The 23,666-nt window shown below is 70.7% G+C and carries 17 protein-coding genes; 11 read left to right on the forward strand and 6 right to left on the reverse strand.

Translation table 11 applies throughout. The features are described from left to right. Positions 1–83: 83 nt before the first annotated feature. Positions 84–1,130, forward strand: a complete 1,047-nt coding sequence (locus Pla133_RS05455; RefSeq protein WP_145063271.1) for a cobalamin B12-binding domain-containing protein — start codon at positions 84–86, stop codon at positions 1,128–1,130. Between the two features lie 114 nt (positions 1,131–1,244). Next, complete coding sequence (locus Pla133_RS05460) at positions 1,245–2,297, forward strand: HDOD domain-containing protein (protein WP_145063273.1); 1,053 nt, start codon at positions 1,245–1,247, stop codon at positions 2,295–2,297. 26 nt (positions 2,298–2,323) lie between these two features. On the opposite strand, the gene Pla133_RS05465 is transcribed toward Pla133_RS05460, so the two are convergent. The 5 genes from Pla133_RS05465 to Pla133_RS05485 form a co-directional block, all read right to left on the reverse strand. Then, a complete protein-coding gene (locus Pla133_RS05465; protein ID WP_145063275.1) occupies positions 2,324–4,015 on the reverse strand; it encodes a carboxypeptidase-like regulatory domain-containing protein in 1,692 nt (563 codons plus the stop codon). Then, positions 4,012–5,613 carry a carboxypeptidase-like regulatory domain-containing protein gene (locus Pla133_RS05470; RefSeq protein WP_145063277.1) on the reverse strand — a complete coding sequence of 534 codons (1,602 nt, stop codon included), beginning with the start codon at positions 5,611–5,613 and terminating at the stop codon, positions 4,012–4,014. The genes Pla133_RS05465 and Pla133_RS05470 overlap by 4 nt, the downstream gene beginning before the upstream one ends. 109 nt (positions 5,614–5,722) lie before the next feature. Next, positions 5,723–9,298 (reverse strand): carboxypeptidase regulatory-like domain-containing protein, encoded by a 3,576-nt coding sequence (locus tag Pla133_RS05475; RefSeq protein ID WP_145063278.1) that lies wholly within the window; start codon positions 9,296–9,298, stop codon positions 5,723–5,725. Positions 9,299–9,592: 294 nt separating this feature from the next. Further along, on the reverse strand, positions 9,593–9,871 hold the full coding sequence (locus Pla133_RS05480; protein WP_145063280.1) for a peptidylprolyl isomerase: 279 nt from the start codon (positions 9,869–9,871) through the stop codon (positions 9,593–9,595). Between the two features lie 50 nt (positions 9,872–9,921). Next, positions 9,922–11,709, reverse strand: a complete 1,788-nt coding sequence (locus Pla133_RS05485) for an ATP-binding cassette domain-containing protein (RefSeq protein WP_145063282.1) — start codon at positions 11,707–11,709, stop codon at positions 9,922–9,924. A gap of 63 nt (positions 11,710–11,772) precedes the next feature. Between Pla133_RS05485 and Pla133_RS05490 the strand changes: the two genes are divergently transcribed. Then, positions 11,773–12,297 carry a P-loop NTPase family protein gene (locus Pla133_RS05490; protein ID WP_145063284.1) on the forward strand — a complete coding sequence of 175 codons (525 nt, stop codon included), beginning with the start codon at positions 11,773–11,775 and terminating at the stop codon, positions 12,295–12,297. Positions 12,298–12,368: 71 nt separating this feature from the next. After that, positions 12,369–13,925, forward strand: coding sequence for an FG-GAP repeat protein (locus Pla133_RS05495; protein ID WP_145063286.1), 1,557 nt, complete (start codon positions 12,369–12,371; stop codon positions 13,923–13,925). A 24-nt stretch (positions 13,926–13,949) separates the two neighbouring features. On the opposite strand, the gene Pla133_RS25990 is transcribed toward Pla133_RS05495, so the two are convergent. Then, positions 13,950–14,414 carry a hypothetical protein gene (locus tag Pla133_RS25990; protein ID WP_419192162.1) on the reverse strand — a complete coding sequence of 155 codons (465 nt, stop codon included), beginning with the start codon at positions 14,412–14,414 and terminating at the stop codon, positions 13,950–13,952. A 295-nt stretch (positions 14,415–14,709) separates the two neighbouring features. Here Pla133_RS25990 and Pla133_RS05505 point away from each other — a divergent pair, with 295 nt between their 5' ends. The 7 genes from Pla133_RS05505 (at position 14,710) to Pla133_RS05535 (ending at position 23,635) form a co-directional block, all read left to right on the forward strand. After that, positions 14,710–15,387 carry a hypothetical protein gene (locus Pla133_RS05505; protein WP_145063288.1) on the forward strand — a complete coding sequence of 226 codons (678 nt, stop codon included), beginning with the start codon at positions 14,710–14,712 and terminating at the stop codon, positions 15,385–15,387. Positions 15,388–15,540: 153 nt separating this feature from the next. Next, on the forward strand, positions 15,541–16,665 hold the full coding sequence (locus Pla133_RS05510; protein ID WP_145063290.1) for an NAD-dependent epimerase/dehydratase family protein: 1,125 nt from the start codon (positions 15,541–15,543) through the stop codon (positions 16,663–16,665). A 64-nt stretch (positions 16,666–16,729) separates the two neighbouring features. Continuing rightward, positions 16,730–17,431: a Bax inhibitor-1/YccA family protein gene (locus Pla133_RS05515; protein ID WP_145063292.1), complete on the forward strand. Its 702-nt coding sequence runs from the start codon at positions 16,730–16,732 to the stop codon at positions 17,429–17,431. Positions 17,432–17,448: 17 nt separating this feature from the next. Beyond that, on the forward strand, positions 17,449–18,336 hold the full coding sequence (locus Pla133_RS05520) for a hypothetical protein (RefSeq protein WP_145063294.1): 888 nt from the start codon (positions 17,449–17,451) through the stop codon (positions 18,334–18,336). Next, positions 18,309–20,015, forward strand: coding sequence for a hypothetical protein (locus tag Pla133_RS05525; RefSeq protein ID WP_145063296.1), 1,707 nt, complete (start codon positions 18,309–18,311; stop codon positions 20,013–20,015). Before Pla133_RS05520 ends, Pla133_RS05525 begins: the two co-directional genes overlap by 28 nt. A gap of 87 nt (positions 20,016–20,102) precedes the next feature. Then, positions 20,103–20,810 (forward strand): hypothetical protein, encoded by a 708-nt coding sequence (locus Pla133_RS05530; RefSeq protein WP_145063299.1) that lies wholly within the window; start codon positions 20,103–20,105, stop codon positions 20,808–20,810. Between the two features lie 215 nt (positions 20,811–21,025). Continuing rightward, positions 21,026–23,635: an Ig-like domain-containing protein gene (locus Pla133_RS05535; protein WP_145063302.1), complete on the forward strand. Its 2,610-nt coding sequence runs from the start codon at positions 21,026–21,028 to the stop codon at positions 23,633–23,635. The last annotated feature ends 31 nt before the right edge of the window (positions 23,636–23,666 follow it).

Consider the following 23,666-nt stretch of genomic DNA (forward strand, 5'->3'; position numbering starts at 1 on the left):
GGCGGGGGACCGACGCCCGCCGTCTCACTCCGAGCCCCCGGGGATTGCGCCGCCCGCTCGCAGCCCGCAACCTGACCCCGACCATGGACCAACGAGGCCAGTTCGTAGCCGGCTTGATCGACGCTTCGCGGCGCGCGCTCGCGGCCGGGGCGGCGGCGCGACTCGCCGACGAAGGGGGTGGCGTCGCGGTCCAGGATTGGGGCTTCCAGCGTCTGGTGAGCGACTTGCAGGCACGGCTGCACGCCCTGGCGGAGGCCCTCGCGAGCGGCCGGCCGGAACTCTTGGAGTTGGATCTCTCCTGGCTGGCCGCGGGACTTTGCGGCCGTGGCCTCGAGCTCGACACGCCGCGCGCCGCCCTGAACGTGCTCGTCGACGAGTTGCGCGAGGGCCTGCCGGACGGCGCCGGTGACCTGGCGGCCGACTGCCTCGCCCAGGGCCTGCCGGCCCTGCGGGTGGTCGATTGCGTCGAGCCCGTCGCCCTGGACGGTAGCGGTCCCCACGACGACCTCTTGCGACGGTTCGTGCTCGCACTCCTGGAGGCGCGACGTGAGGACGCGGAGCGGCTGATCCTCGACGCTCTCGACCAAGGGGTGTCGGTGGCCGAGATCCACGGCCAAGTGCTGACCACCACCCAGCGCGAACTCGGTCGCATGTGGGTCGCCGGCGAGGTCAACGTGGCCGAGGAGCACTACGCCTCGCGAGTGGTGGAGGGGATCCTGACGCTCCTGCGCCACCGTGCGCCCTCGGCGCCGGCGTCGGGGCGAACGGTCCTGTTGGCGTCGGTCGAGGGCAACCTGCACGACCTCGGCGGCCAGATCATCGCCGACCAGCTCGAACTGGCCGGCTACCGCACCGTCTTCTTGGGATCCAGCGTGCCCACCCCGGATCTGGTCGAGGCCCTGGGTCACTTCGGGGCCGACGTGTTGGGCCTCTCCGCTGGCCTCGGGCTGCACGTGCGTGCCACCGCGAAGCTGGTCAAGTCGGCGCGGGCCGCGCACCCCGACTTGCCGATCCTGGTCGGAGGCGGCCCGTTCAACCTCGTGCCCGGCCTGTGGCGCACGGTTGGTGCCGATGGTTGGGCGCAGGATGCACCGGGGGCCGTCGACGAGGTGCGCCGACTCCTGGGGTGAGCGGCGCGGGCCAACTCCAGAGGAAGCCTCGAGGCGTCGACCGGGAGAGATTCCGTTCAAACGTCGATTGAACTCAGACCGGCCCCGGCCCGCGGCCGATCCTCTCACATCAGGATGCCGGCCTATCTGCAAACACTCTGGAGCTCCCTCGTGGGGCTGTTCGGTGCCAAGTCCGCGCCCCCCGCGGTGGCCAGGCCCAGGCCGTCGTCGATCGCGCCTCGCGCCACGGCCGTCGACGAGGCGGCCGCGGAGCAGTCGACCCAGCGGGGCGTCGGCAACCTCGACGACCTGAGCGGCAAGAACGCGTCCTTCGGTGCCAAGGACGTGGCCATCGTGCGGCGCATCGAGCTGCGCATGCGGAACGGGGACCTCGAGGTCCCGCAACTCTCGTCGACGGCGATGACCCTGCTCGAGATTCTCAACCGGCCGACGGCGGAGATGAGCGAGATCGCCGACGTCTTCGCCACGGACCCGTCCTTGTCGGGTCAGTTGCTGTCGGCCGCCAACTCGGTCATGGGTGGCAGCCGCGTGGGGCAGACTTCGATCAAGGCCTGCGTGGTGCGCGTGGGCATGCGCGGACTGCGGGGCATGATCCTGGCGGCTTCGATGCGCTCGCATCTGTTCAACGGCCGGGTGGCGAACATCTTCGCCGAGATGGCGTGGCGACAGGCCCTGTCGGTGGCCGGCATCGCGCGGGCCATCGCGCCCCAGTTGGGCGAGGATCCGGACACAGCCTTCACCGTGGGGCTCTTGCACGACATCGGCAAGATGCCGCTGCTCTCGATGTTGGCCACCGAGGCCGGGGAGCGATCCATCGACCAGGCTCTGGTGGGGCTGTTGTTCATGCGGCTGCACGAGGCCGCGGGCGCGGCGGTGGCCGAGGAATGGCAGCTCGGTAGGGACCTGATCTCGGTCTGCGGACGTCACCATCAGTTCCAGAAGAACCTCGAGTTCACCCGCCAGGCGACCATGGCGTCCCTGGCGCACCAGCTCGACCTGTACCTGTCCCTGGCCGACGAGGTGGGCTTCCGGGCCCTCAAGCGCGCCCAACAGATGGAGACCCTGGGCCTGTCCGACGGCCAACGCGAGGCCGTGCTCGCCGCGGCGCGCAAGGCCTTCGTGGCCGTGACGGATAGCGACGCCCCGGCCGCGAAGCGCGCGGCCTGAGTCGGGTACCGGCGCCCGGTCGTCCTTCAGTCGAACTCGACCCGCAGCGGCTCGTCGCCGACCGCTATCGTGCGCGACTCGACCAACTCACCGTCGATCGAGACCTCGATGGTGTAGTCCCCGGGGGGCAGGCGCACGGGGCGTTCGGCACCCCAGCGGCCGAGGGTCGTCGCGGTCACCTGCAGGCCGGCCGCGTCGAGGACATCGGCCCGTGGCCAGGGCTCCCGCTCGACCTGGGACACCAGCATCACGTTGGTGGTCTTCTGCATGGAGAGCTCGACGCCGTCCACCGACTCGACGCTGGCGTCCGCCACCACTGGCCGGGCCACCAGGGCGTCATCGGCCCACTTCGGGCCGCGCGCGTCCAGACCCGGCGAGCGCACCAGGTAGCGACCGGGAATCAGGCTGCCGATCAGGAAGCGGCCGTCGGCGCCGCTCACGTACCTGCGGTTCGGCGGCCAGGCGATCGAACCGTCGGCCGGGTCGATCCGTCCGCACTCGATCAGCGCCACGATGGGATCGCCATCGGGGTCGCGGATCGTCCCTTTGATCGACACGGCGAGGGGTAGCTCCACGTCCCCGAGGTCCAGGACCTCGCCCGGGCCCAGCTCGATCCGCCGCACCAGGAAGGCCCGCCCCGGGGCCCGGGCCAGGAAGTAGCGCCGGCCGACTTGGACCTCGCTCAGGTCGAAGGTGCCGTCCTCGCCAACGGCCGTCATCCGGCCTCGGGGGAAGCCCTCCTCGCTCACGTCCACCTCGGCCACGACGCCGGCGCCCGTGGTGGGGTCGATCAACCGGCCGCGCACGCGACCCACTTGCGAAGTGAAGACATCCGGCGCGAGCTCGAAGGTGATGCGCTCGGTCTCTTCGTCGAAAGGCTGGGAGGCGACGACCTGGTGGGCGATCACGTAGCTCATCCAACCGCCGCCGCGATCGGTGATGGTTACGGTTCCGATGTGCCCCGGACCCAACGAGGGTGAGCGCCAGCCGGACTCCCAGAAGTTGCCGATCCCGAAGGTGTTGTTGAGGCTGCCCACGACGCCGTCGAAGGTCGGCCCGGGATGCTCCCGCGTCGCGACGGGTACCGCTTGGATGCGGCCCTTCGAGGAGAACGTCTGCACCTGGGACAGGGTCGGCTCGCCACTCGGCGTCAGGAGGAAGATGGCGATCTGCTGCTGGGGGACCAGCACGAAGTCCTGGCGCAGGGCGTCGTTCGCCAGCTCGAGCACGGCGCTGTCGTCGTCGAAGTCCATGGCGCCGGCGGTGACGGTCCAGGTGCCCGGATCCAGGGGACCGAGCACGTAGCGACCCTGTGAGTCCGCGCGCGCGGCCATGCGATCGCCCTCGGGGAGCTGCGTGCTGATGTAGGCGTCGGGCAACGGCGAACCGTCGGGCAGGGTCGCGAGGCCCCACACGACGGAGCCGGGGCGCGGCGCTTCCGGAGCGGGTGGGGTGGGCGCCAGGTCGCTTCGCAAGCTGCCCGTGTCTTTGGAAGGGACGATCGCAATGGCGGCCGGCTCGGGTTCGGCGACGGGCGCTGCTTCGGGGACCTGGGGCGCGCCCAGCTCGGCCACCTGCTCGGCTTCGACGCCCGGCGCCGGCTCCGCCTGAAGGGCTGCGCCGGCATCTACGCCGTGGTCGGGGAGGGCGATCCACAGGAGGGCGAAGCCGGCCGCGAAGCCGAGGGCTGCGCCGATCGCGTTGCTGGTCCTGCTCATCGCTGCTCCCAGCGCACCACGGTGCGATCCGTTCCCACGTTGAACGGCTGTGCGGTCGACACCCCGTCCGCACCCCTGCGGGTCAGGGTGTAGCGGCCCGGGACGAGCCAGGTCTGACGTCGCAGGTAGGAGCCCGCTAGCAGCGGCAGGCCGTCCTCACCCGCGACGACGTAGGTTTCGCCGGGAGCCAACAGGAACGGGAAGACGACCTCGGTGCCGCGCGGAACGACGAGCTCGATCTCGGACTGAGCGGAGGTCTCGACCTCGCGCGCGATGCGCGCCCAGCCGTCCTTGCCGCCGACGCGGAGCAGCGTGCGCCCTGCTCCCAGGTGGTTGAAAGTCGAGCGACCGTCGGCGTCCGGGCGGGTGGACACGCGCTGGTCGAGGTCGCCGACGCCCGCCAGGATCTGTGGCCGGGCCGCTTCGACCTGTAGGTCGAGGGGCTCGCCGCTGGTGTCGACGACGCGCGCCGTCCATTCGATCCTCGGTCGCACCTCGATCGTGCCCAGGTCGACGAGACTGCGGGGGGGGATCTGAACGGACCGCTCGATCCACTCGAAGTCGCCGGCCCCGACGAGGCCGCCGCCGACCAGGTCCAGGGTGCCGGGGGGCACGTCCGTGAAGACCATCTGGTTCCCGCGCCGCGCGGCCTCGATGGAACGACCACCGGAGGGGTGGGCCAGGGCGACCTCTTCCAAGAGCGCGCCGGTCGTGGCGTCGACGACTCGGACTCGCACTTCGCTGCACTGATCGGCGAGGGTCTGGAGGTCGACCACGAAGACCAACTCGCTCTCGTCGCCGACGAGCTCGCGAGTCTCGAGCACCACGTCGCGATAGACGAGGCTGGCCCACAGGGGGGGGGCCGCGTTCAGTCGAAGCAGGCCCTGGTGGCGTTCGCCCAGGTCGGGGGGCGCGCGATCGTCGCCGCGTCCCTCGAAGGTCCCAGCCCCGTAGCGCGACGCCGTGCGGGAACGGACGCCAGGCAGCACCGCTCGCGGGGGATCGTCGGTCCCCACGACGCAGAGGAAGCTCGCGGGGTCCTCCGAGAAGGGCGCGACCTCCAGGGCCACGCCCTCTGCATCCTCGAAGCGCACGGGGATCGAAAGCGCCCTCGCGAGCACGAAGTCACGCTGCCATTGCGCGCGCGCGGGCAGCTCGATCGACTCCTCGAGACCCACGAAGCCCTTGGCGGTGACCGAGAGGCGATGGGGCCCGGGTGCGAGTCCGAGCAGGGCCCAGCCTCCGTCGGCTGCGCTGTCGGTCGACTTCAGGTTGGCGTCGTCGTCCTCCAGGACCAACCGCGCCTGGATCGGCCGACAGTCGGGGTCCGAGATCCGGCCGAAGGCGATCAGCCCCGCGAGGGGGTCCGCGGCGGGTTCGACCTCCACCGTCGCCCGCGCTGTCGACGCGTCGTGGACGAGGTCGAGCTGCGGCGTCGCGGCGGGTGCCACGTGGTCCGCGGCGATGGTGGAGCGGGGCGGGGTCGGACTCGCCGCCGCTGCCGACGCGGGGGCCGAGCTCGGTCGCTCCGCGAACCACATTCCGAGCGCAACCAGGGCGCCGCACACGGCGCCCCCGAGTGTCCAAGGCAGACTCATCCTCAAACTCCGGGTCCGGGAAATCGATCGGGGCCGCCGCGCTGATCCCAGCGCGGCGGCCCCGACCATAGTCCCTCGCGCGGCGAGCGCGAGGACCGACTTCGACTGGCTACTTCAGGCGCAGGCGCACGCGCCGCTCCTCCTGGCCGTCGAGGGTCAGGCTCTTCTTGGCGCTGAGCCCGTCCGCGGAGGTGGCCACGAGTTGGTAGGTACCCGGGGCCAGGGGGCCGACGCGCGTCTCCCGGCTCGAGATCCCTCCGCCGGTGAGGGCGGTCATCAGGTCGCTCATCGACCACAGGCCGTTGACCTGACGCCCGTCGGGCCCGGTGACCTCCACGTTGCAGCGCACGTCCTCGCCCTGCTTGTCGGTCAGGGTCACGACGACCATCGTGCCCGCCGCGACGGAGACGGTGACTTGCGTGTCGTTGCCAGCGGCAATCGAGGCGCTGACGGGCTCGGAGGTGACCTGGCCGCTCGTGCGCGCGGTGACGCGGTAGTTGCCGGGATCGAGGCCGCCGTAGACGAACTTGCCGGCTGCGTCCGACTGCACCATCGTGATGCGGTCGATCGAGTTCCCGGCGGCGTCGCGCAGGAAGATCGCGGCGTCGCGCACGGGTTGACCTGAGGCGTCGACCACGTTGCCGGTCAGTCGCCCGGCCTCGTTCAGCTCGAAGTCGATGCCCGAGAGCCACTGACCCTCGCTGATGTTCAGGTCGCGCCGCACCTGGCGTCCGAGTACCTCGCCGCCGATGTCCCCGAACATCCCGCCGAGGAACGAGCCTCCGGCGGCGACGGTGTAGTCACCGGGACGCAGCCACTTGAGCGAGTACTCGCCCTTGGCGTCGGTCCAGACCTCGGAGTAGTTGCCGCCGGTGAACGAGCCATTCGGGATCGGGCCCTCGATGCCGAGGGTCACGCGCGCGTTGACCGCCGGCTCGCCGTCGGAGCCCGTGACGCGGCCGGAGATGCCGCCCACCGGCAGGTCGATCTCGAGCGCGTGGGTCTCGACCTCGGGGATGACCTCGAAGAACTCCACCGACTGCTGCTGGCCAGTGCCGTTGACCTGCTGCACGTTGATCATGTAGCCGCCCGGCTTGTTCAGCTCGGTCTTGAAGCGCCCGTCCTTGTCGGTGCTCATCAGCTTCATCGACTCGAAGCCTCCGCCGCCGTCGGCGAAGAAGGTCAGCATCGCGCCGGCGACGGGCTCGTCGCCGATCAGCACCCGTCCGGTGACCTTGACCGCAGCCTCGGGCTTGGCGCCCAGGGCGACCTCGGTGTCCTCGCCCTCCACGACCGTGGCCATGGTGAACTTCATCTGCTCCATCATCGCGGCGAAGTCGCCGGCACCGTCGTCGCCGGTGCCGCCACCGCCGGTGGGCAGGGTCATGACCTGGTACTGCCCCGGCGCGAGGTCGGCGAAGGTGAACTCGCCGTCGTCGTCGCTGTTGGCCCAGAGTTGCGAGGAGGGATCGATCGGGTTCTGGCACATGATCGACTGCCCCGGCATCACCTCGCCTTCCTTGTCGAAGATCTTGCCGAGGATCCGTCCACCGACCCGCAGGGTCAGGACGATGTCCGTGGCCACGCCGGCCGGAGCGACCTCCGTGGAGACCGACTCGCTGGGAGCGTGCCCCTCGGCCTTGGCCACCAGCAGCACGGTGCCCGGGGTCAGACCCTCGAGGGTGAAGCGACCTGCGGCGTCCGTCGTGGTCGAGGGGCGAGTGAAGTCGCCACTCGCCATGCGGCCGAAGTCCTTCAGGGTCTGGGGCTGCGACACCTTGGCCCCGGCCATGGCGCGTCCGTTGGAGGCGACAACTGTCCCCGAAACCGACGCCGTGCGCTCGAGCGTCAGGGTCACGGTCGCGTCCTCGTCCATGGGCAGCTCGACGAGCAGGGGCTCGGCGAGGCCGTAGCCTTCCGCGGCGGCGAAGAGCTCCCACTCGCAGGCCCGTAGGCCGCCGAGGAAGAAGACGCCGGCCTCATCCGTGAAGCTGTCGCTGTGGGACTCGGCGCCCAGGCCCGAGAGCATCCCGCCGGTGACGGTGCGCGCGTGGACCTTGAACTTGGCGACCGGTTCGCCGAGGTCGTCGACGACACGGCCGACCACGCCCAGAGGGCGCTCGAGAATCAGCTCGAGGGGGTCGGAGGTCGGTCGAACGCCATCGGCCCGGGCGCGCCAGGGAGCGTTCTGCCCGAGGGAGCTCGAGTCCACGCTCTCGGCGAAGGGGTCAAAGTCCTCGAGGTCCGCCGCCTCCGCGGCGGCGCGCGACGGGTCCTCGCCGTCCTCCTGACCCTCGACCTTCGACTCACAGCGCACGGTGAACGGGCCCTTGCCCAATCCGGTGACCACGAACCGGCCTTCCGCGTCGGTCCTGGCCTCGCCATCGGCACCGCGCATGGCGTTGAAGGCCTCCATGCCGCCCAGGAACGAAGCGTCGAAGCCCACGTTGACCTCGACGTCCACCGCGGGGCGGCCGTCGGGCCAGATCACGCGGCCGGTGATGCTGTTGCCCGAGTCCAGGACGATCTCGAGCCCCTCTCGGAACTCGCCCTCGCCGAGGTCGAACTCCTGGCTGGAGTCCAGGTAGCCGTCGCGCTTCACCCGCATCGACAGGTGCCCGGCAGCAACCGCGCCGAGGACGAAGCTGCCATCGGCCTCGGACTTGCCCTCGCGCACTTCGAAGCCACCGGCGCCGAAGACCATCGGGTCCTGCTCGATCTCGATCTCGGCGCCCGCGATGCCGACCCCGTTCCCGTCGACGACCACGCCCGCGAGGACTGCACCCCGCGTGACCGGCAGGTCCAGGACCACGTGCTGGCCGGCCGTGACCTCGAACGGCGTGCTGCTGAAGGCGGCCAGGTGCTTCGGGCCCACCCGCAGCTTGTAGCCCTGGGAGGGCCGCACACCGCGGAACTCGAAGCGGTGCTGGTCGAGCTCGTCGGCCGACGCCTCGCGTCGGCGCGGCCCCTCGTAGTCGAGGGCACCCATACCCATGGCGCGGGTCAGATCAGGGTCGAGGCGGATGTTCTCGCCCAGGCCTTCGAGCTCGCTGGCGGTGGCGCTCTTCGGCGGCCGAACGTTGCCGGTGACCCAGGCCCCGAGCTTCGCCGGGAGTTCGACGGGTTGCTCGGCTCCCGGAAGGGCGTGAACGGCCTCGCTGACGTAGATGTAGCGACCGCGCAGCAGCAGCCAGACCTCGGCGGTGTCCGCCGGGACCCGCGCCAGGAACCGACCGCGGGCGTCGACCTCGGTCGCGCCCAGGGCCAATTCGTCGTCGATCAGGTCCTCGGTGGAGTCCCCGAGCAGGGCGCGCTCTTGCCAGGGAGAGGGCTCGGAGCGCAGCACCACCACCTCGAGCAGCTCGTCCCCGGGCAGGTTCGCGGGCAGGTTCACGAAGCCCTCGATGGCAAGGCCGAGCTCCTCGATCGAGCGTCGCGCGGAGGCGGGGGCCTCGGTGACCTCGACGGTGTCCGCCTCGACGACCGGTGCTTCGGGGGCCTGCGCCTCGGGGGGCCGGACCTCGCGGGGCGCGGCAGTCTCGGCCGGGGACTGACTCGGGGCCGAGGCTGCCGGGGGCGGAGTCGTCGAGCTGTCAGAGTGGATCGAGGCCGGCTTGAACCACAGGACTGCGGCCATGCCGCCGAGAATGAGCGCGGCCAGCAGGCCGAGTGCGAATCGTTGCATCGTGTCGACTCCGGGGGCGCGAAGCCCCAGGGGGGAGGAGGAGTCGGCGGCGGGACTGGGTGCCGCGCGCGCCTGGGCCTTACACGAAGCAAGACCCCAATTATTCATGGACGGGGCGATGCGCGCCGGGCGCGCGTTCGGCGCTCGCCCGCGGTCCGCCCGGGCGAACGCCGGCGAACGCCGGCGGACGCCCAGCGTCAGCGGAAGCCCTGCGCTCCGAGCCCCACGCCGAACGACGCGCGGCGCGACCGGATTCGTCCGATCGCGCCGCGCGGCCCTCGGGGCAGACTCCCGTCAGGAGCGGCTGGTGACCTCGAGCAGGTGGTAGCCGAACTGGGTCTTGACCGGGCCCTGCACCTCGCCGACCGGCGCACTGAACACGACCTGGTCGAACTCCTTGACCATCTGGCCCGGGCCGAACTCGCCCAGCGCGCCACCCTTGGCGCTGGAGGGGCAGGTCGAGTGGGCCTTGGCGAGGGACTCGAACTCGGCGCCGTTCTCGAGCTTGGCCTTGAGGTCGAGGCACTCGGATTCGGAGGAGACGAGGATGTGGCGAGCGGAGGCGCGGGGCATGGTCGTTTCTTTCTTCGGGTGCGGGATTCGGTGGAAGGGCGATCTCTGACTCACGCCGAGGCTAGCGCTTCCAGCTCTTCCCAGCGTGCGTAGACCCGCGCGAGTTCGACTTCCATCGACTTCAGCTTGTCCGTAGCGGCCGAGATCTCCTCGCCGGGACGGCGATAGAAGTCGGGATCGCCCATGGACTTCTCCAGGGTCGACTTCTCGGCCTCGAGCGCCTCCAGCCGCTCGGGCAGCTTCTCGAGCTCGAGCCGCTCGCCGTAGGTCAGCTTGCGCGGCTTGGCGGCCTTGGGCTCCTGCTTGGCGGGCTTGGCCTTCTTCGCCTTCGGCGCAGCCGCCCGCTCGCTCGCGCGGCGGTACTCCTCGTAGCCGCCCACGTACTCGCGAAAGCGTCCTCGCCCCTCGAACACCAGGGTCGAGGTGACCACGTTGTCGAGGAAGGCCCGGTCGTGGCTGACCAGGAGCAGGGTGCCTTGGAACTCGGCCAGGAGCTCCTCGAGGATCTCGAGCGTCTCGAGGTCGAGGTCGTTGGTGGGCTCGTCGAGCACCAGCACGTTGCAGGGTCGCGCCAGAAGCTTCGCCAGTTGCACGCGGTTGCGCTCGCCCCCGGACAGGTGCTTGATCGACCCGCGGATCTGCTCGCGGGTGAACAGGAAGTCCATCAGGTAGCCCATCACGTTGCGCGCGCCGCCGCCCACGAAGACCGTGTCGCCGTCGCCGCAGACGTTCTCCTGGATCGTCAGGCTGTCGTCGAGGGTCGAGTGCAGCTGGTCGAAGCGCGCCACCTGGAAGTTGGTGCCGTGCTGCACTGCGCCCGCGGTGGGGGACAGCTCCTTCAGGAGCAATTGCACGAGCGTCGTCTTGCCGCAGCCGTTGGGCCCGACCAGGCCGATCCGATCGCCGCGCTGGATCTCGATCGAGAATTCGTTCACCACCGGGCCCGCGCCGAAGTCCATGGTCAGGCCATCGGCGCGCATCACCACCTGGCCGGTGCGGTCCGCCTCGGTCAGGGCGACCTTAACGCGACCGGCCTCCTTGCGTCGTTCGGCGCGCTCCTCGCGCAGCTTCAACAGCGAGCGCACGCGACCCATGTTGCGGGTGCGGCGGGCCTTGATGCCCTGGCGCAGCCAGGCCTCTTCCTTGGCGAGCTTCTTGTCGAACTCGGCGCGCTGGCCCCGTTCGGCCTCGAGTTCGGACTCCTTGCGCTCCAGGTAGGTCTGGTAGTCGCAGTCGTAGCGCCGCAGCGCACCGCGGTCGAGGTCGACGATCGAGGTCGCAACCCTCTGCAGGAAGGTCCGGTCGTGGGTCACGAACAGGGCCGAGCCCCCGCGCCGCAGGAGCAGCTCCTCGAGCCCGCGGATGGCCTCGATGTCCAGGTGGTTGGTGGGCTCGTCGAGCAGCAGCACGTCGGGCTCCATGACCAGTGCGCGGGCCAGGAGCACGCGCCGCTTGGACCCCGCCGACATGTCGGCGACCTTCTCGTCCGCAACCAGGCCGAGCTTGGCGGTCACGTCGCCGATGCGCTGCTCCGCCTCCCAGTCCCCGGCGACCTCGACGTCCGCGAGGGCCTCGTGCAGCAGCTCCGAGACGGTTCCCCGCAGGGTCTTGGGCACCTCCTGGGCCAGTCGCGCCACGACCAGCCCTGGCCGGCGGACGATCTGACCCTCGTCCGGCACCAACTCGCCCGCGAGCAGCGCCATCAGCGTCGACTTGCCCGACCCGTTGCGCCCGAGCAGCCCCAGCCGCTCGCCCTTCTCGATGTGTAGAGCGGTACCGTCGAGCAGCGGCGCGCCGCCGCGGGAGAAGGTCAGGTCTTGGAAGCCCAGTTCGGCCATAGGGGCGGGGAGTCTATCCGCTGCGGCGGGGTGGCCGCGGCCGGTCGGCTAGTCTCTGCGCCGATGCGACTGGCGATCCTCAGCAACTCCGGCTCCAGCAAGTCGACCCTGGCGCGGCGGCTGGGCGCCGAGCACGGGCTCGACGTGCTCGACCTCGACACGGTCGCCTGGGAGCCCGGGCTCGAACCCGTCCTGCGCCCGACGGCAGATGCCGCGCGCCGCGTGCTCGAGTTCTGCGCCGCCCGCGAGGGCTGGATCGTCGAGGGCTGCTACGCAGGCCTGGTCGAGGCGACCCTGCACCTCGGGCCCGAGCTGGTGTTCCTGGACCCCGGCCTCGAGGTCTGCCTGGCCCATTGCCGCGCGCGCCCCTGGGAGCCCCACAAGTACCCCACCAAGGCCGCCCAGGACACTAGCCCTGTTCGCGGACTACGCCGGTCCGAAGCGTCGGCTCGCCGGGCCGGATCGCCACGGATCCGAGCCGCTCCTCCGGCGCCCAGCGACCCCCCGGGTGGGCCTCGGCGATCCCGCTTCGCCCGACTTGCCGCGAGCCGAATAGGCTTTCCTTGGCCGCCAGCGGTCGCGAAGTGACTGACCGGCCTCGACTTCAGTGACCAGCCGCAGCAGCCGTAGCGGGCCGACCCCTATCCAATGTTCCGCCAATGGTCCTCAGCTCCCGATTGATCCCGCTCATTGCTCTGCCCGCTCTCGCCGCCGCCCAGGCCCAACAGTGCCTGCCGACGGACGTCCTCGATCCCGACGGGACCAACCTCAACGACGACTTCGGCTTCGGCGTCGCCGTCGACGGAGCGCGAGCCTTCGTCGGCGCGCCGGGCGATCAGAACCTCCAGGGGACCAGCTCCGGGGCCGCCTACCTGATCGACCTCGTCTCCGGTGAGGTCGAGCTCGTGCTCTCGATCTTCGGCGCGCAGACCGGAGATCGTTTCGGGGAGTCCGTCGACATCTGCGGACCGCGAGCGGTGGTCGGGACCAAGTGGGGTGGGGCCACCTCGTTCATCGGGGCCGCACACCTCTACGACCTCGAGGCCGGCACCAAGATCGCCAAGCTCTCCGCCATCGCGCCGGTCGTCGTCGACCACGGCTTCGGGCGGGTCGTGGCCATCACGCCGACCCGGGTTCTCGTCGCTCGACCCTTGGACAGCGTCCCCGGCGGCGCCTGTGGGGCGGTCGACGTGTTCGACGCCCTGACCGGGGCGCCGCTCCAGACCCTGCTGCCGGACGATCCGGGCGGCCTCGGCGCACTCGGCCAGTTCGGCTCCGCCATGGCCGTGGACGGAGAGCTGGTCGTGATCGGTGCGCCCCGTGACGGAAGCCAGGGCGTCGCCGAAGCCGGCGCGGCCTACGTCTTCGACCTCACGACCGGCCAACGCCTGACCAAGCTGTTCCCCCCCGCGCCCGGAGCGGGTGACCGATTCGGCACCTCGGTCGCCATCGAGGGAGGGCTGGTCGCGGTCGGTGCACCCCTGGCCGACGTGGTCTTCCCGGACACCGGACGGGCCTGGACCTTCGACGCCGCCACCGGGGCGCCGCTGGCCGAGCTGATTCGTCCCGGCGCGGATGCCGGCGAGGAGTTCGGCACGGCGGTGGGGATCACCGCCGGCGTGGCCCTGGTCGGCGCGCCGAAGGCCTACGGCTACCGTGGCGTGGTCCAGCGCTTCGATGCGGTCACCGGCGCGGCTGCCGACGCCCTGGTTCCTTGTGACTCCGACGGGGGCGACCGGGTGGGCTCGGCGATCTCCACGTGCAGCTCGACCGTCGTGGTCAGCGCGCCCACGGGAGGGCCTGGACCGGGCACGGGGGTGCTGCACGAGTTCGCCCTCGATCTCGGTCACTGGAGCAGCCTGGGCAGCGGCCTCGCCGGCATCAGCGGCGTTCCGAGCCTCTCCGGCACCGGCGCCCTGGAGCCGGAGTGCTTGGTTCAACTGGTCGTCTCGAATGCCGCGCCGAGCGCGCCGGCGGTGTTGGTGCTCGGCAGCTCCGCGCTCTCCCTGGCCCTGCTCGGCGGGCAGTTGATCCCGTCGCCCGACGCGGTGGTCGCAGGCCTCGTAACGGAGCCGGACGGGACGCTCGAACTCGGCTTCCAGCTCGTTTCGGCGATCCCGAGCGGGCTCGACCTCTACGTCCAGGCCTGGGTCCTCGACGCTGGCGGACCCCAGGGCTTCGCCGCGACGGCGGGCCTCACGGCGACGGCTCCGTAGCGTTCGGCCCGATGCGCTACGGCCTCAGCCGCCCGGCGCCAGCTCGTACATGCCGTCGCGACCGCCCTTGAGGCGGCCGAGGCGGACCAGCTCGTCCCAGGTGGCGCGGGGGTAGCGCTCGGGCGGCGTGATGGCGACGATCGACGAGCTGCGGCCGCTGCTGAAGGCGCCGCCGCCCAGGGACGACTCGTCGTCGAGCAGGGTCACCTTGAGGCGCTTGCGGAAGGCCTTGATGGCGCGCTTGAGCACGGCCTTGTCGTGCTCGAGCGCATTGCGCTTGCCGGCGCGCCATTGGCCGAGGATGTCGCGCAGCATGTCGGCGTCCTCCTCCTCGAGCACCAGGCTCAGCTCTTCGTCCTCGATCTCGCCGCAGGCCGCGGCGGCGGCGCGCGCCTCGGCCCAGGTGGCCGCGGGCTTGCCGGTGGTGGCGGGGTCCTCGACGACGGCGTGGAGGACGGTGGACAGGAGCTCCATCTGAGGGTCGAACACGGGCGGAGGTTAGCACCGCGGCGTCCGCGTCGCGCGGTCCTGATTCCGGCTCGGGGGCGCTCGCGACCGGCACGGGCGATCCGGACCGAGCGGGCGCGCCGCCGATGTCCGACTCCGCGTGGTCATGAATGATCCAGGACACTAGCCTGGGGGCGTGAGGTCCTTGCCTTTCATTGGTGCCGTCGCGCTTGCAGCGGCCGCCCTGTGGAGTTGGAACGAGCAGCGACGGCCGTTGAGAGTGGCGCCAGCCGCAGCGCCTGTTCCGGGAGCCTTCGACGACGACCATTTCGAAGGCTTGCGTCGACCGGACGAGGTAGCGGACCGCCGGGACTCCTCCATCGCGGGGCCCCAGCTCGGCGCAACCGCTAGCGTCGCTCCGATCGAGACATTCGGTGACTACCTGGCCGCCGAGTATCCGCAGCTCGACCCCACTGCGGTGATGGACCGGATTTGGCTGACCCAGCCCTTGCCCGAGCTGCAACCGTGGGAGGAGGTTCGCGAGGAGTTGGAGGCGGACCTCTTGCGCGGCGCGACCGGGCGCGCGCTGGCCACGGACGATCAGCTCGTGGCCATGGCGCTCACGAACTCCACCAACGGTGACATCCGCCGTGCCCTGCTCAGGCTCGCCGACGGGCGCGTCCCCGACCGCTGGGACCTGCAGGGTCCCGAGTTGATGCGGCGGGCGATGCGGACCTCGGTGTCGGTGGCGCGCACCCAGAAGCAGATCGAGCACGCCCGCCTCGCAGCGCTGACCGCGAAGGTCCGTGAGGGGCGCTACGAGCAGGAGAAGTACGTCCTGACGGACTCGGGGGCCCCGCGACGATCCGGGCGGTCGCTCGAATCGAAGTCTGCCGTCCGGGGCGGCTGGGCAGCGCGGGCGGACCTCTACGACTCCGACGTGCCCGATCTGGCGGGGCTCGAGGCTCGGCGCAACGAGGCCATCGCGGCCTGGGTCGACGCCCTGTTCGACTGAGCAAGACGGTGCGCGGCGCCGTATTGCTGCGTCACCGTATTGCTGAGGCTTGAATCGCGCCCCCGCGATCACGGAATGGAGCTAGATCCCACTCGCAGGGACGGGCGCGGTCCCCAGTCGCACCTCGCCATCCAGATCCATCGAGACCCCGGCATGACCCTGACGAGCGCCTTGAACCCCTCTCGCCGCACCCTCCTGACCGCGGCCGCCGCTTCCGCCGGATTGGCCCTGCCCGGCGCTCTCGACGCCCTCGCGCGACCGCTGTCCGCCGGCGCGCCCAAGCGCCTCTTGGTCCTGGGCGGCACGCGCTTCCTCGGGCCCGCGGTGGTCGACGCGGCCCTTGCGCGGGGCTGGGAGGTGACCCTGTTCAACCGCGGTCAGTCCGACCCCGAGCGCTACGCGCAGCTCGAGACTCGCATCGGCGATCGCGACACCGGGGACATCGCAGCCCTGGCCGAGGGCCAGTGGGACGCGGTGGTCGACACCTCCGGCTACGTCCCTGGCCACGTTCGCAGCGCCGTCGAGCTGCTGCGCGATCGGGTCGGTCAATACGTGTTCGTCTCGACCGTTTCGGTCTACGCCGACACGGCGGGAGAGATGATCGGTGAGGACACCGCGGTGGCCACCGTCGAGCCCGAGGTCGTCGAGCAGGTGACGACGATTCGCGAGTCCTTCCCCTACTACGGCGCCATGAAGGCCCTGTGCGAGCAGGCGGCGGAGGCGGCCATGCCCGGGCGCGTCCTCAACCTGCGCCCGGGCCTGATCGTCGGCCCGGAGGACAGCTCCGACCGCTTCACCTACTGGCCGGTGCGCGTTGCCCGCGGGGGCGAGGTGCTCGCGCCCGGAGATCCGAATGCGGAGGTCCAATACATCGACGTGCGCGACCTGGGCGAGTGGATCGTGCGCACGGTCGCGGACGGCACCACCGGCGTGTTCAACGCCGTCGGCTTCGACTACCGCCAGTCGTTCCAGGAGCTCTTGCACGCGGCCAAGCTGACCCTGGGGGCGGACGCCTCGTTCACGTGGGTGGGGGAGGAGTTCCTGCTGGAGCGCGAGGTCGCGCCCTACCGCGACCTGCCCCTGTGGCTGCCCGCGGGGATGCGCGGGCACTTCGACGTGAGCCGGGCCCTGGCCGCGGGCCTGGAGCTGCGCCCGGCCACGGACACGATCCGCGATACCTGGACCTGGGCCGCCGCGCGGCCCGCGGACCACGTCTGGCGCTCGGGGATCGACGCCGCCCGCGAGGCGGAGCTGCTGGCCGCCTGGCACGCACGCTGAGTCGGGGGCGGCTTTGGGTTAGGCTCCCCGGCCAACTTCTTGCCCCGACCCCGAGGAGCCCGCCATGTCCGACGCCTACGTCTCGACCTTCGACCGCCCGATCATCGAGCAGAGCGAGCAGGTTCGCGCCCGCTTCATCGTGCGCACCTACGGCCACCTGTTCGGGGCCATCGCCGCCTTCGTGTTGATCGAGGTCGGCCTGTTCCAGTCCGGAATGGCCAGGCAAATCGCCGAGGCCATGCTCGGCACGAGCTGGCTGCTTGTGCTGGGCGCCTTCATGGTCGTCTCCTGGCTCGCCAGCCGCTTCGCAGGCACGTCGAACTCGATGCCGGTCCAGTACGCGGCCCTTGGCGGCTTCGTCCTGGCCGAGGCCCTGATCTTCGTACCGCTGCTCTACATCGCGGACGCGACCGCCCCGGGCGTGATCGCCAGCGCCGCCGTCGTGACCCTGGCCGGCTTCGGCGGCCTGACCACGATCGTGTTCTGGACCCGCAAGGACTTCTCCTTCATGGGCGCCGCGATCAAGTTCGCCATGGTCGGCGCCCTCCTCGCCATCCTCGGCGGAGCCCTGTTCGGCTTCCACCTCGGCACCTGGTTCAGCGTCGGCATGGTCGTGGTCGCCGGCATGGCGATCCTGCACGACACCTCGAACGTCCTGCACCACTTCCCCGCCAACCGCCACGTGGCCGCCTCGCTGCAGCTGTTCGCCAGCGTCGCCCTGATGTTCTGGTACGTGCTGCGCCTGTTCATGTCCTCGCGCGACTGAGCGCGACCCAGTTCCAGATGGCGAACACGTGCCGAGCCTGGTGGAGACGGATCGCGCCGCTCGCGCTGCTGGTCGTTCCTGCTGTGGCGGTCGCCGCGCAGGGAGGCGGCACGGACGGACCCTCCAGCCAGGAGTCGACGCGTCGTCCGATCGACGCGGGAGTCCCGGTCTCCGTGCGCGACGATTGGTTCGGCTACCCGGCGCCGGGCGTCGAGGTGACCTACTTCGACACCGCGGACCTGGACGAGGACGACGCGGCCAAGGTGGTGACGTCGAAGCTGCGCCGCAAGCGCCTCTGGCGCGAGGCCACGACGGTCCTGACGAATCTGGACGGCCAGGTGCAGCTCCCGGCTGCGCGGGGCGAGCTGTACGTGCAGGTCGGGACTGGACCGCGGTCGGGTTGGGCCGCGACTAGCGGTGATCCGCTCGAGTTCGCCCTCGAGCTCGACGTTCCGATTCCCGTTCGCCTGGTCGGCCCTGACGGGCGTCCTGTGGCCGGCGTGCGCTTCGGCAGGCTGATCGACGCCGAGGGTATGGCCCTCGACGACTTCGTGGGCTCGATGCCCGACTGGGCCACCGATCCGGTGACCGGTCGGCCCGTGTCCGGCGAGTTCTCCACGGGTACCGGTCCGGACGGCCGCTGCCTGTTGAGCGAGTTCCAGATGTTGTCCATGCGCCAGATGCGCGCCATGGTTCCGGAGCTCGGGACCTCCCTCGAGCGACTCGGCGGTGGATCGGCGCAGGAGTTTGATCAGGCGAAGCTCGATCAGCTCGTCGCGAAGCTGTCGGCGGCCCATTCGCCGTCGATGCCGTTGGACTGGACGGCAAGCCACTGCTCCTGTCGCCGGCCGACGCGAACGGCGTCGAGCAGGTCTTCGTGCTTCCGCCCCACGGTTCGATCTTGATCCGGATGGCGGATGTCGCTGGAGGTCCGGCGGCCGCCGGCGCCGGAGTCTACGTGGTGCCCGAGGGCGACGAGCTCGACCCCCGCGACGAACGCATTCACGACGGCAGTGGCGAGCTGCGGATTCCCGTCGTCGGCTTGTCGCAGCGTTTCGACGTCCACAGCTCCGTGGGCACGATCACAGTCGACGGACCCACCGTGGACGGCGGCGAGGTGGTCGTGGAGCTCGTTCAGCCAGCGGCTGCGGTGACCCTCTCGGGCAGGTTGGTGGACACGGCGGGGGCGCCGGTTGCGGGCGAGTTCTTCGCTGGTTACGCCTGGCGGCAGGGCGGCGAGTGGCGCGAGGTCACGGACGTCGATGCGATCCTCGTCGCGGCGGATGGCCGCTTCAGCGTCGACGGGGCCTGGAGGTCAGGGGCTACAGCAGAGGCTCGCGAGCTGCGCTTGCGTGGTCCCCTGACGGCCGAGGCCGACGGTGGTTGGCGATACGCCGCGGGATCGCTGCCCCTGGATCTGAGCCCCTCCGGTGTCGGCGCGGCGAACGTCGACGTCGGGGAGCTGGTGGTCGTCGGCGCGAGCGAGAGGACCGAGGGCTCGGTTCTCGAAGCTGGAGGGCGGCCGCTCAGCGGGATGTGGGTCGAGCTTCGCAACGCCGATTCGGTCGGATTCACGATCGATCAGCGCCGCGACCTACTCGGCGTCGCGGTCACCGACGAGCTCGGTCACTTCAGCATCCTCCACGTCCCACACGTCGCCGGGTCGGAGTACTTCTTCGCCGCGGCCTCACCGACGCGGACGGTGGGGTACGACCGATCGATCCTCGCCGAGGTCGGCTCGGGCGGCAATCGGCTGGAGCTGCCTGACAGCGCCTGGGTCGCGATGCAGATCGAAGCCGTCGGCGACGTCGATCTCGCCGGTGCGACGCTAATGGTCGTGCAGGGCGACGGTGCAAGCAGCCATCTGGTCCTGCCCGAGGTCGGCCGCCGCGTTCGGCTTGATCTGGAGCTCGAGGGGGAGGTCGACTTCCGGGTGCTCAACGCGGATCGAAATGCGATCCTGGCCCAGGTTCACGGGGTCCAACTCGTCCGCGGCGAGTCGACCCTCGACGGCCGGCTGATCCCCCTCGTTCTCGGACAGGGGATCGGCCGCACCCGTGTGACGATCGCGGCGGCAGAGGGGCGCCGGGCGTGGCCCCGCATCAGCTTCAGCTACTCCGACGGAGCCGGCGGCGAGTTCGAGGTCGGCATGGGGATGACCAGCCCCGAAACAACGGCGAACGTGCTCCATGGGCCCGATGCCGTCGCCTTGATCGTCCGGGCGCCGGGCTTCTTCGACCGACGCCTGGAGCCGATCGAGCCCGACATGCGGGTCGAGCTCTCGCCTGCAGGGAAGATCGAGTTCGGCGCGGGCGAACTACCGAGCGTCGACGGACTCATGCTCGCGCCCTGGCTGCGGTACCCGGGGACGAACGAATCGGGCCCGTGGGTCAAGCGCGACGGGGATCGGTTCGAGTTCTCACCCAATCGGCCCGGCTGGTTGGAAGTCGTCTGGCGTTGGTCGGAGGCGGAGACCGGTGAGCTCGTGGCCGAATTCGTCGGCGGCGAGCTCTTGGTCGCGGAGACAGCCGAGGACCAGGCCTTCGAACTGCCACCGGTCAAGGTCCCCGTGTGGCCGCGCTAGGGGTAATGTCGTGGCAATGCGGTGCGGCACCGGCCTGTTGCCTAGCAACAACGTGGCGTGCGGCACCGAATTGCTAGCTGAATCGCAATGACGACGAAGACCACCCCGGGGCTCTCCCACGGAGCGACCATTCTCGTGTTCGGCGTCGCGTTGCCGCTGGTGCTGCTCCGCTTCGACCCAGGGCTGTTCGACGGGCGAGTCGATGGCTCGATGACAGGCTTCCTCCGGGTCGGCGGCATCACGGCCATGGTCCTGGGCATGGTCTCGGCGGTCGCATCGGTCCTGGGCGGAGGGCGGTCGAGTCTGGTATCGGGCGGCTTGCTCGGCGGTGCGATCTTCTCGTTCACCTTGGGGACGGGGCTGTTCTTCGTCGTCGTGGGCCTCAGCGTGTTCAGCTCGAGTCTGGCGATGTTCGCCTTCACCCTGCTCGGCCTCGCCCCGCTCGCGGTGGGGCCCGTTTACCTGTCTCGATCCAGGCTGGTGCAGAGCCGCGCCGCGGCCCTGGGACGACACCGCGGTCGGGCCCTGGCTTGCAACGCGTTCGTCGTCGTGTGCCTGGCCGTGCCGACGGCCGCGCTCTGGGCCCTCGGCCGAGGCATGGCCGACATCCGCGAGGGGCGCACCGACGACGGAGTCGAGGCCCTGCGCCGTTGGGCGCTGGTGGTCGACTCCGATGCGCTGGTGCGAGAGTGGATCCGCGAGCGGGACGAGATGGTGCAGGACCGTATCGAGCGCGCCCACTGGTCGTTGACGGGGAAGTCCGTCATGGAGCGGCGCTCGGAATTCGCGGACTGATGGCGACGGGGGCTGATCCAGCTCGCTCTGGCTGGCTCGCGGGCGCTCTCCGGGGCGGTTGCTCACGGCTGGCGTCGACGAGCTGACTTGGGAATGGTCGGATCGCAGCGGCGCTAAGCCTCCTCGACTACAGCCCGCCGGCTGCATCGAGCTCCGCCGCGTCCGCCGCGACCGGCGCTTCGAGGTCGAGCCGCCGCCAGCTCAGGAATGACGCCATGCGACTTGCCGCAATGTTCGTGACCCTCGTCCTCTCGCTGAGCGTCGCTGCTTGCGGAAGTGGGGAGGCGGAGAGCACTGACGCCGCGCTGCCGGCCCTCCCGGGTGACAGGGCGCCCGCGGCTGCCAACGCCGAGCTGGCCAAGATCGCGGAGGACGGGGACGCTTCGGCCGTCCCGTCGATCGCGGGCGCTTCGGTCCAGCCCGCGATCGCGGCGGTAGCCGAGGGCGCCGACGCCGGTCGCGCCGTCGTCGACACCTCGTCGGTCTTCGTGACCGTTGTCGACGCGACCCTGGGCCTGCCGCTCGCCGGCGTGGAGGTGCGCGCCTTCGACGTGGCGGACCTCGACGAGAGCGATGCGGAGAAGGTCGTCGACTCCAAGCTGCGTCGCAAGCGCTTGTGGCGCGACCTCGCGCCGAAGCTCACCGGCGAAGACGGCACGGTCCACCTTCCCGCGGCACGCGCGGAGCTCTACGTCGTCGCGGAGCTGGACAACCGCGAAGCCTGGGCGCGCACCCGCGGCGCTGACCTGTCGCTCGAGCTCGACGTCCCGCGCCCCGTGCCGCTGCGGCTGATGGGGCTCGACGGGCGCGTCGTCGCCGGGCTCCAACTCGAGCTGGAGACCGATCCGGACCGTCGCGTGCTCTTCGCCTCGCCGGACCGCGACCTCTCGCTGGAGCCCACCGACGAGCGCGGTCGCACCGAGGTCACGCAGTTGCAGGACTATCGCAGGCGTGTGGCCGAGCGCACCCTCGAGTCCAGCGCGGACCCGGACTCGGACGACACCCGGCCCGAGGGCCTGGGCCTGGATCTGTTGCTGCTGAAGCCCCTCGCGCCCGGGCTCGACGGCCCCCCCCTCGAGGTGCGGTTGTCGGACTTCACGCCGCCGGCGCTGGACGTCGTCCTGCCACCCCACGGCTCGCTCCGCATCCGTCTGGGCGGCGCCGGCGGTCGAGACGCCGCCAGCGGTCAGGACATCGAGATCCTGTCGGTGGGGGACCGGTCTTCCGATGCAACGTCGTTTGCCGCGGACGATCGAGGCGTGGTCTCGATCCCGGTGGTCGGACTGGGCCGACACTTCCAGGTCTCGTCGGTCCACGAGACGGTGACGGTCGCGGGGCCCATCGCGGATGGCCAGGTCGTGGCCGTCGAGTTGACCGGCGCCACAGCAGCCGTAGTCATCGATGGTCGGGTCGTCGACGGCGACGGGGCCGCGGTTCAAGGGGAGTTCGCCGTGAGCTTCGCGGCACAGGTTGGCGGGGTCTGGACCGAGGCCGCTGCCAAGGACTCGGTGCGCTCCGACGAGAACGGCCGCGTCGAGATCGCCCAAGCCTGGGTCGCGGGGCTCGAGGCGGAAGCGCGCGAGCTGCGACTGCGCTCGGCGTCGGAGATCTGGAAGCCGGAGAGTGGGGTCTACGGCCGCGCCGCCCTGCCCGTCGACCTGTCGGCCGGGGGCTACGAGAAGGGGCGACTGGACGTCGGCGACATCGTCGTGGCCGGGCCTGCCTCGATCACGGCCGGCTTGGTGGTCGAGGAGAGTGGGACCCCGATCGTGGGCCAGGACCTGGACCTGGTCCGACTGCTGGAGCCTTCGGAGGCAGTGGATTACTGGAGCACTCAGACGGTGGGTAGCTCGACCACCGATGCCTCCGGCCACTTCAGCTTCACGCACCTGCCGCGTCGGGCGGGCGCGAAGTACGAGCTGCGCCCGGCAGGGCGCTCGGGTCCACTGAGCGAGGGCTCCTGGGCCGTGCGGGTGGGCGCGCAGGACAACCGCATCGAAGTGCCTGACAGCGGAGGGATTGCCCTGCGACTGGAGGCCGTCGAGGGCTTCGAGCTCGGTTCGTGCTACCTGACCGTCTCAGCGGGCGGCCGCGACGTTTGGAGCGGCATGCTCGGACAGCCGATGACCGAGACGGTCATCCGCGTGCCCTACGAGGGCGAAGTCTCGCTCGGGCTGATGGACATCGCCAATCGTCTGATCGTCGCCAACGTGCAGGGGGTCGAGGTGCGCAGGGGCGCGACCACACGCGATCCGCGACTCTTGCCGCTGCGGGTCGGAGGCGGCCTCGAGTGGATGACCGTCACCGTCGTCGACCCCCTGGGCGCGCCGATCCGGGGGGTCAACGTCACCCTGCTGGTGCCCACCGGCGACTCGGGGGGGATGACCGGTGTCGCAGCAGAGACCGACCGCGACGGCCGGGCCGAGCTGCTCTGGTCTCCGGATGCCGTGTCGCTGTTCGTCAACAAGGCAGGCTACTTCCGCCATGAGGCGGCCGACCTGCAGGCGCAGATGCAGGTCACGCTGCGGCCTGGCGGGGCGCTACGGATCGAGGTCGATGGCGACCTCGACGAGAGCGGGGGGCGCTTCCAGGCCTATTGTGCTCGAGCATCGATCGAGAGCTTGGGGCTGAGACTCGAGCGCAGCGGCAACGCCTTCGAAGGCGCCTTGTACGGTCCTGGCGACTACACGATTTCCTGGAGCTGGCAGGAGCAGGGCGTCGACGCGATCACCCTGATCGAGGGCGAGTCCACGATCGAGATGCTCGACGTGCCCGGGCAGCAGACCTTCGTCGTCCCCGCGCCCCAGCCCCCGTCGGGCAACTGAGCGATCGGGAGCAATACAGTGCTCTTCACCT

Source organism: Engelhardtia mirabilis, from assembly GCF_007748095.1.
Lineage (GTDB): Bacteria > Planctomycetota > UBA1135 > UBA1135.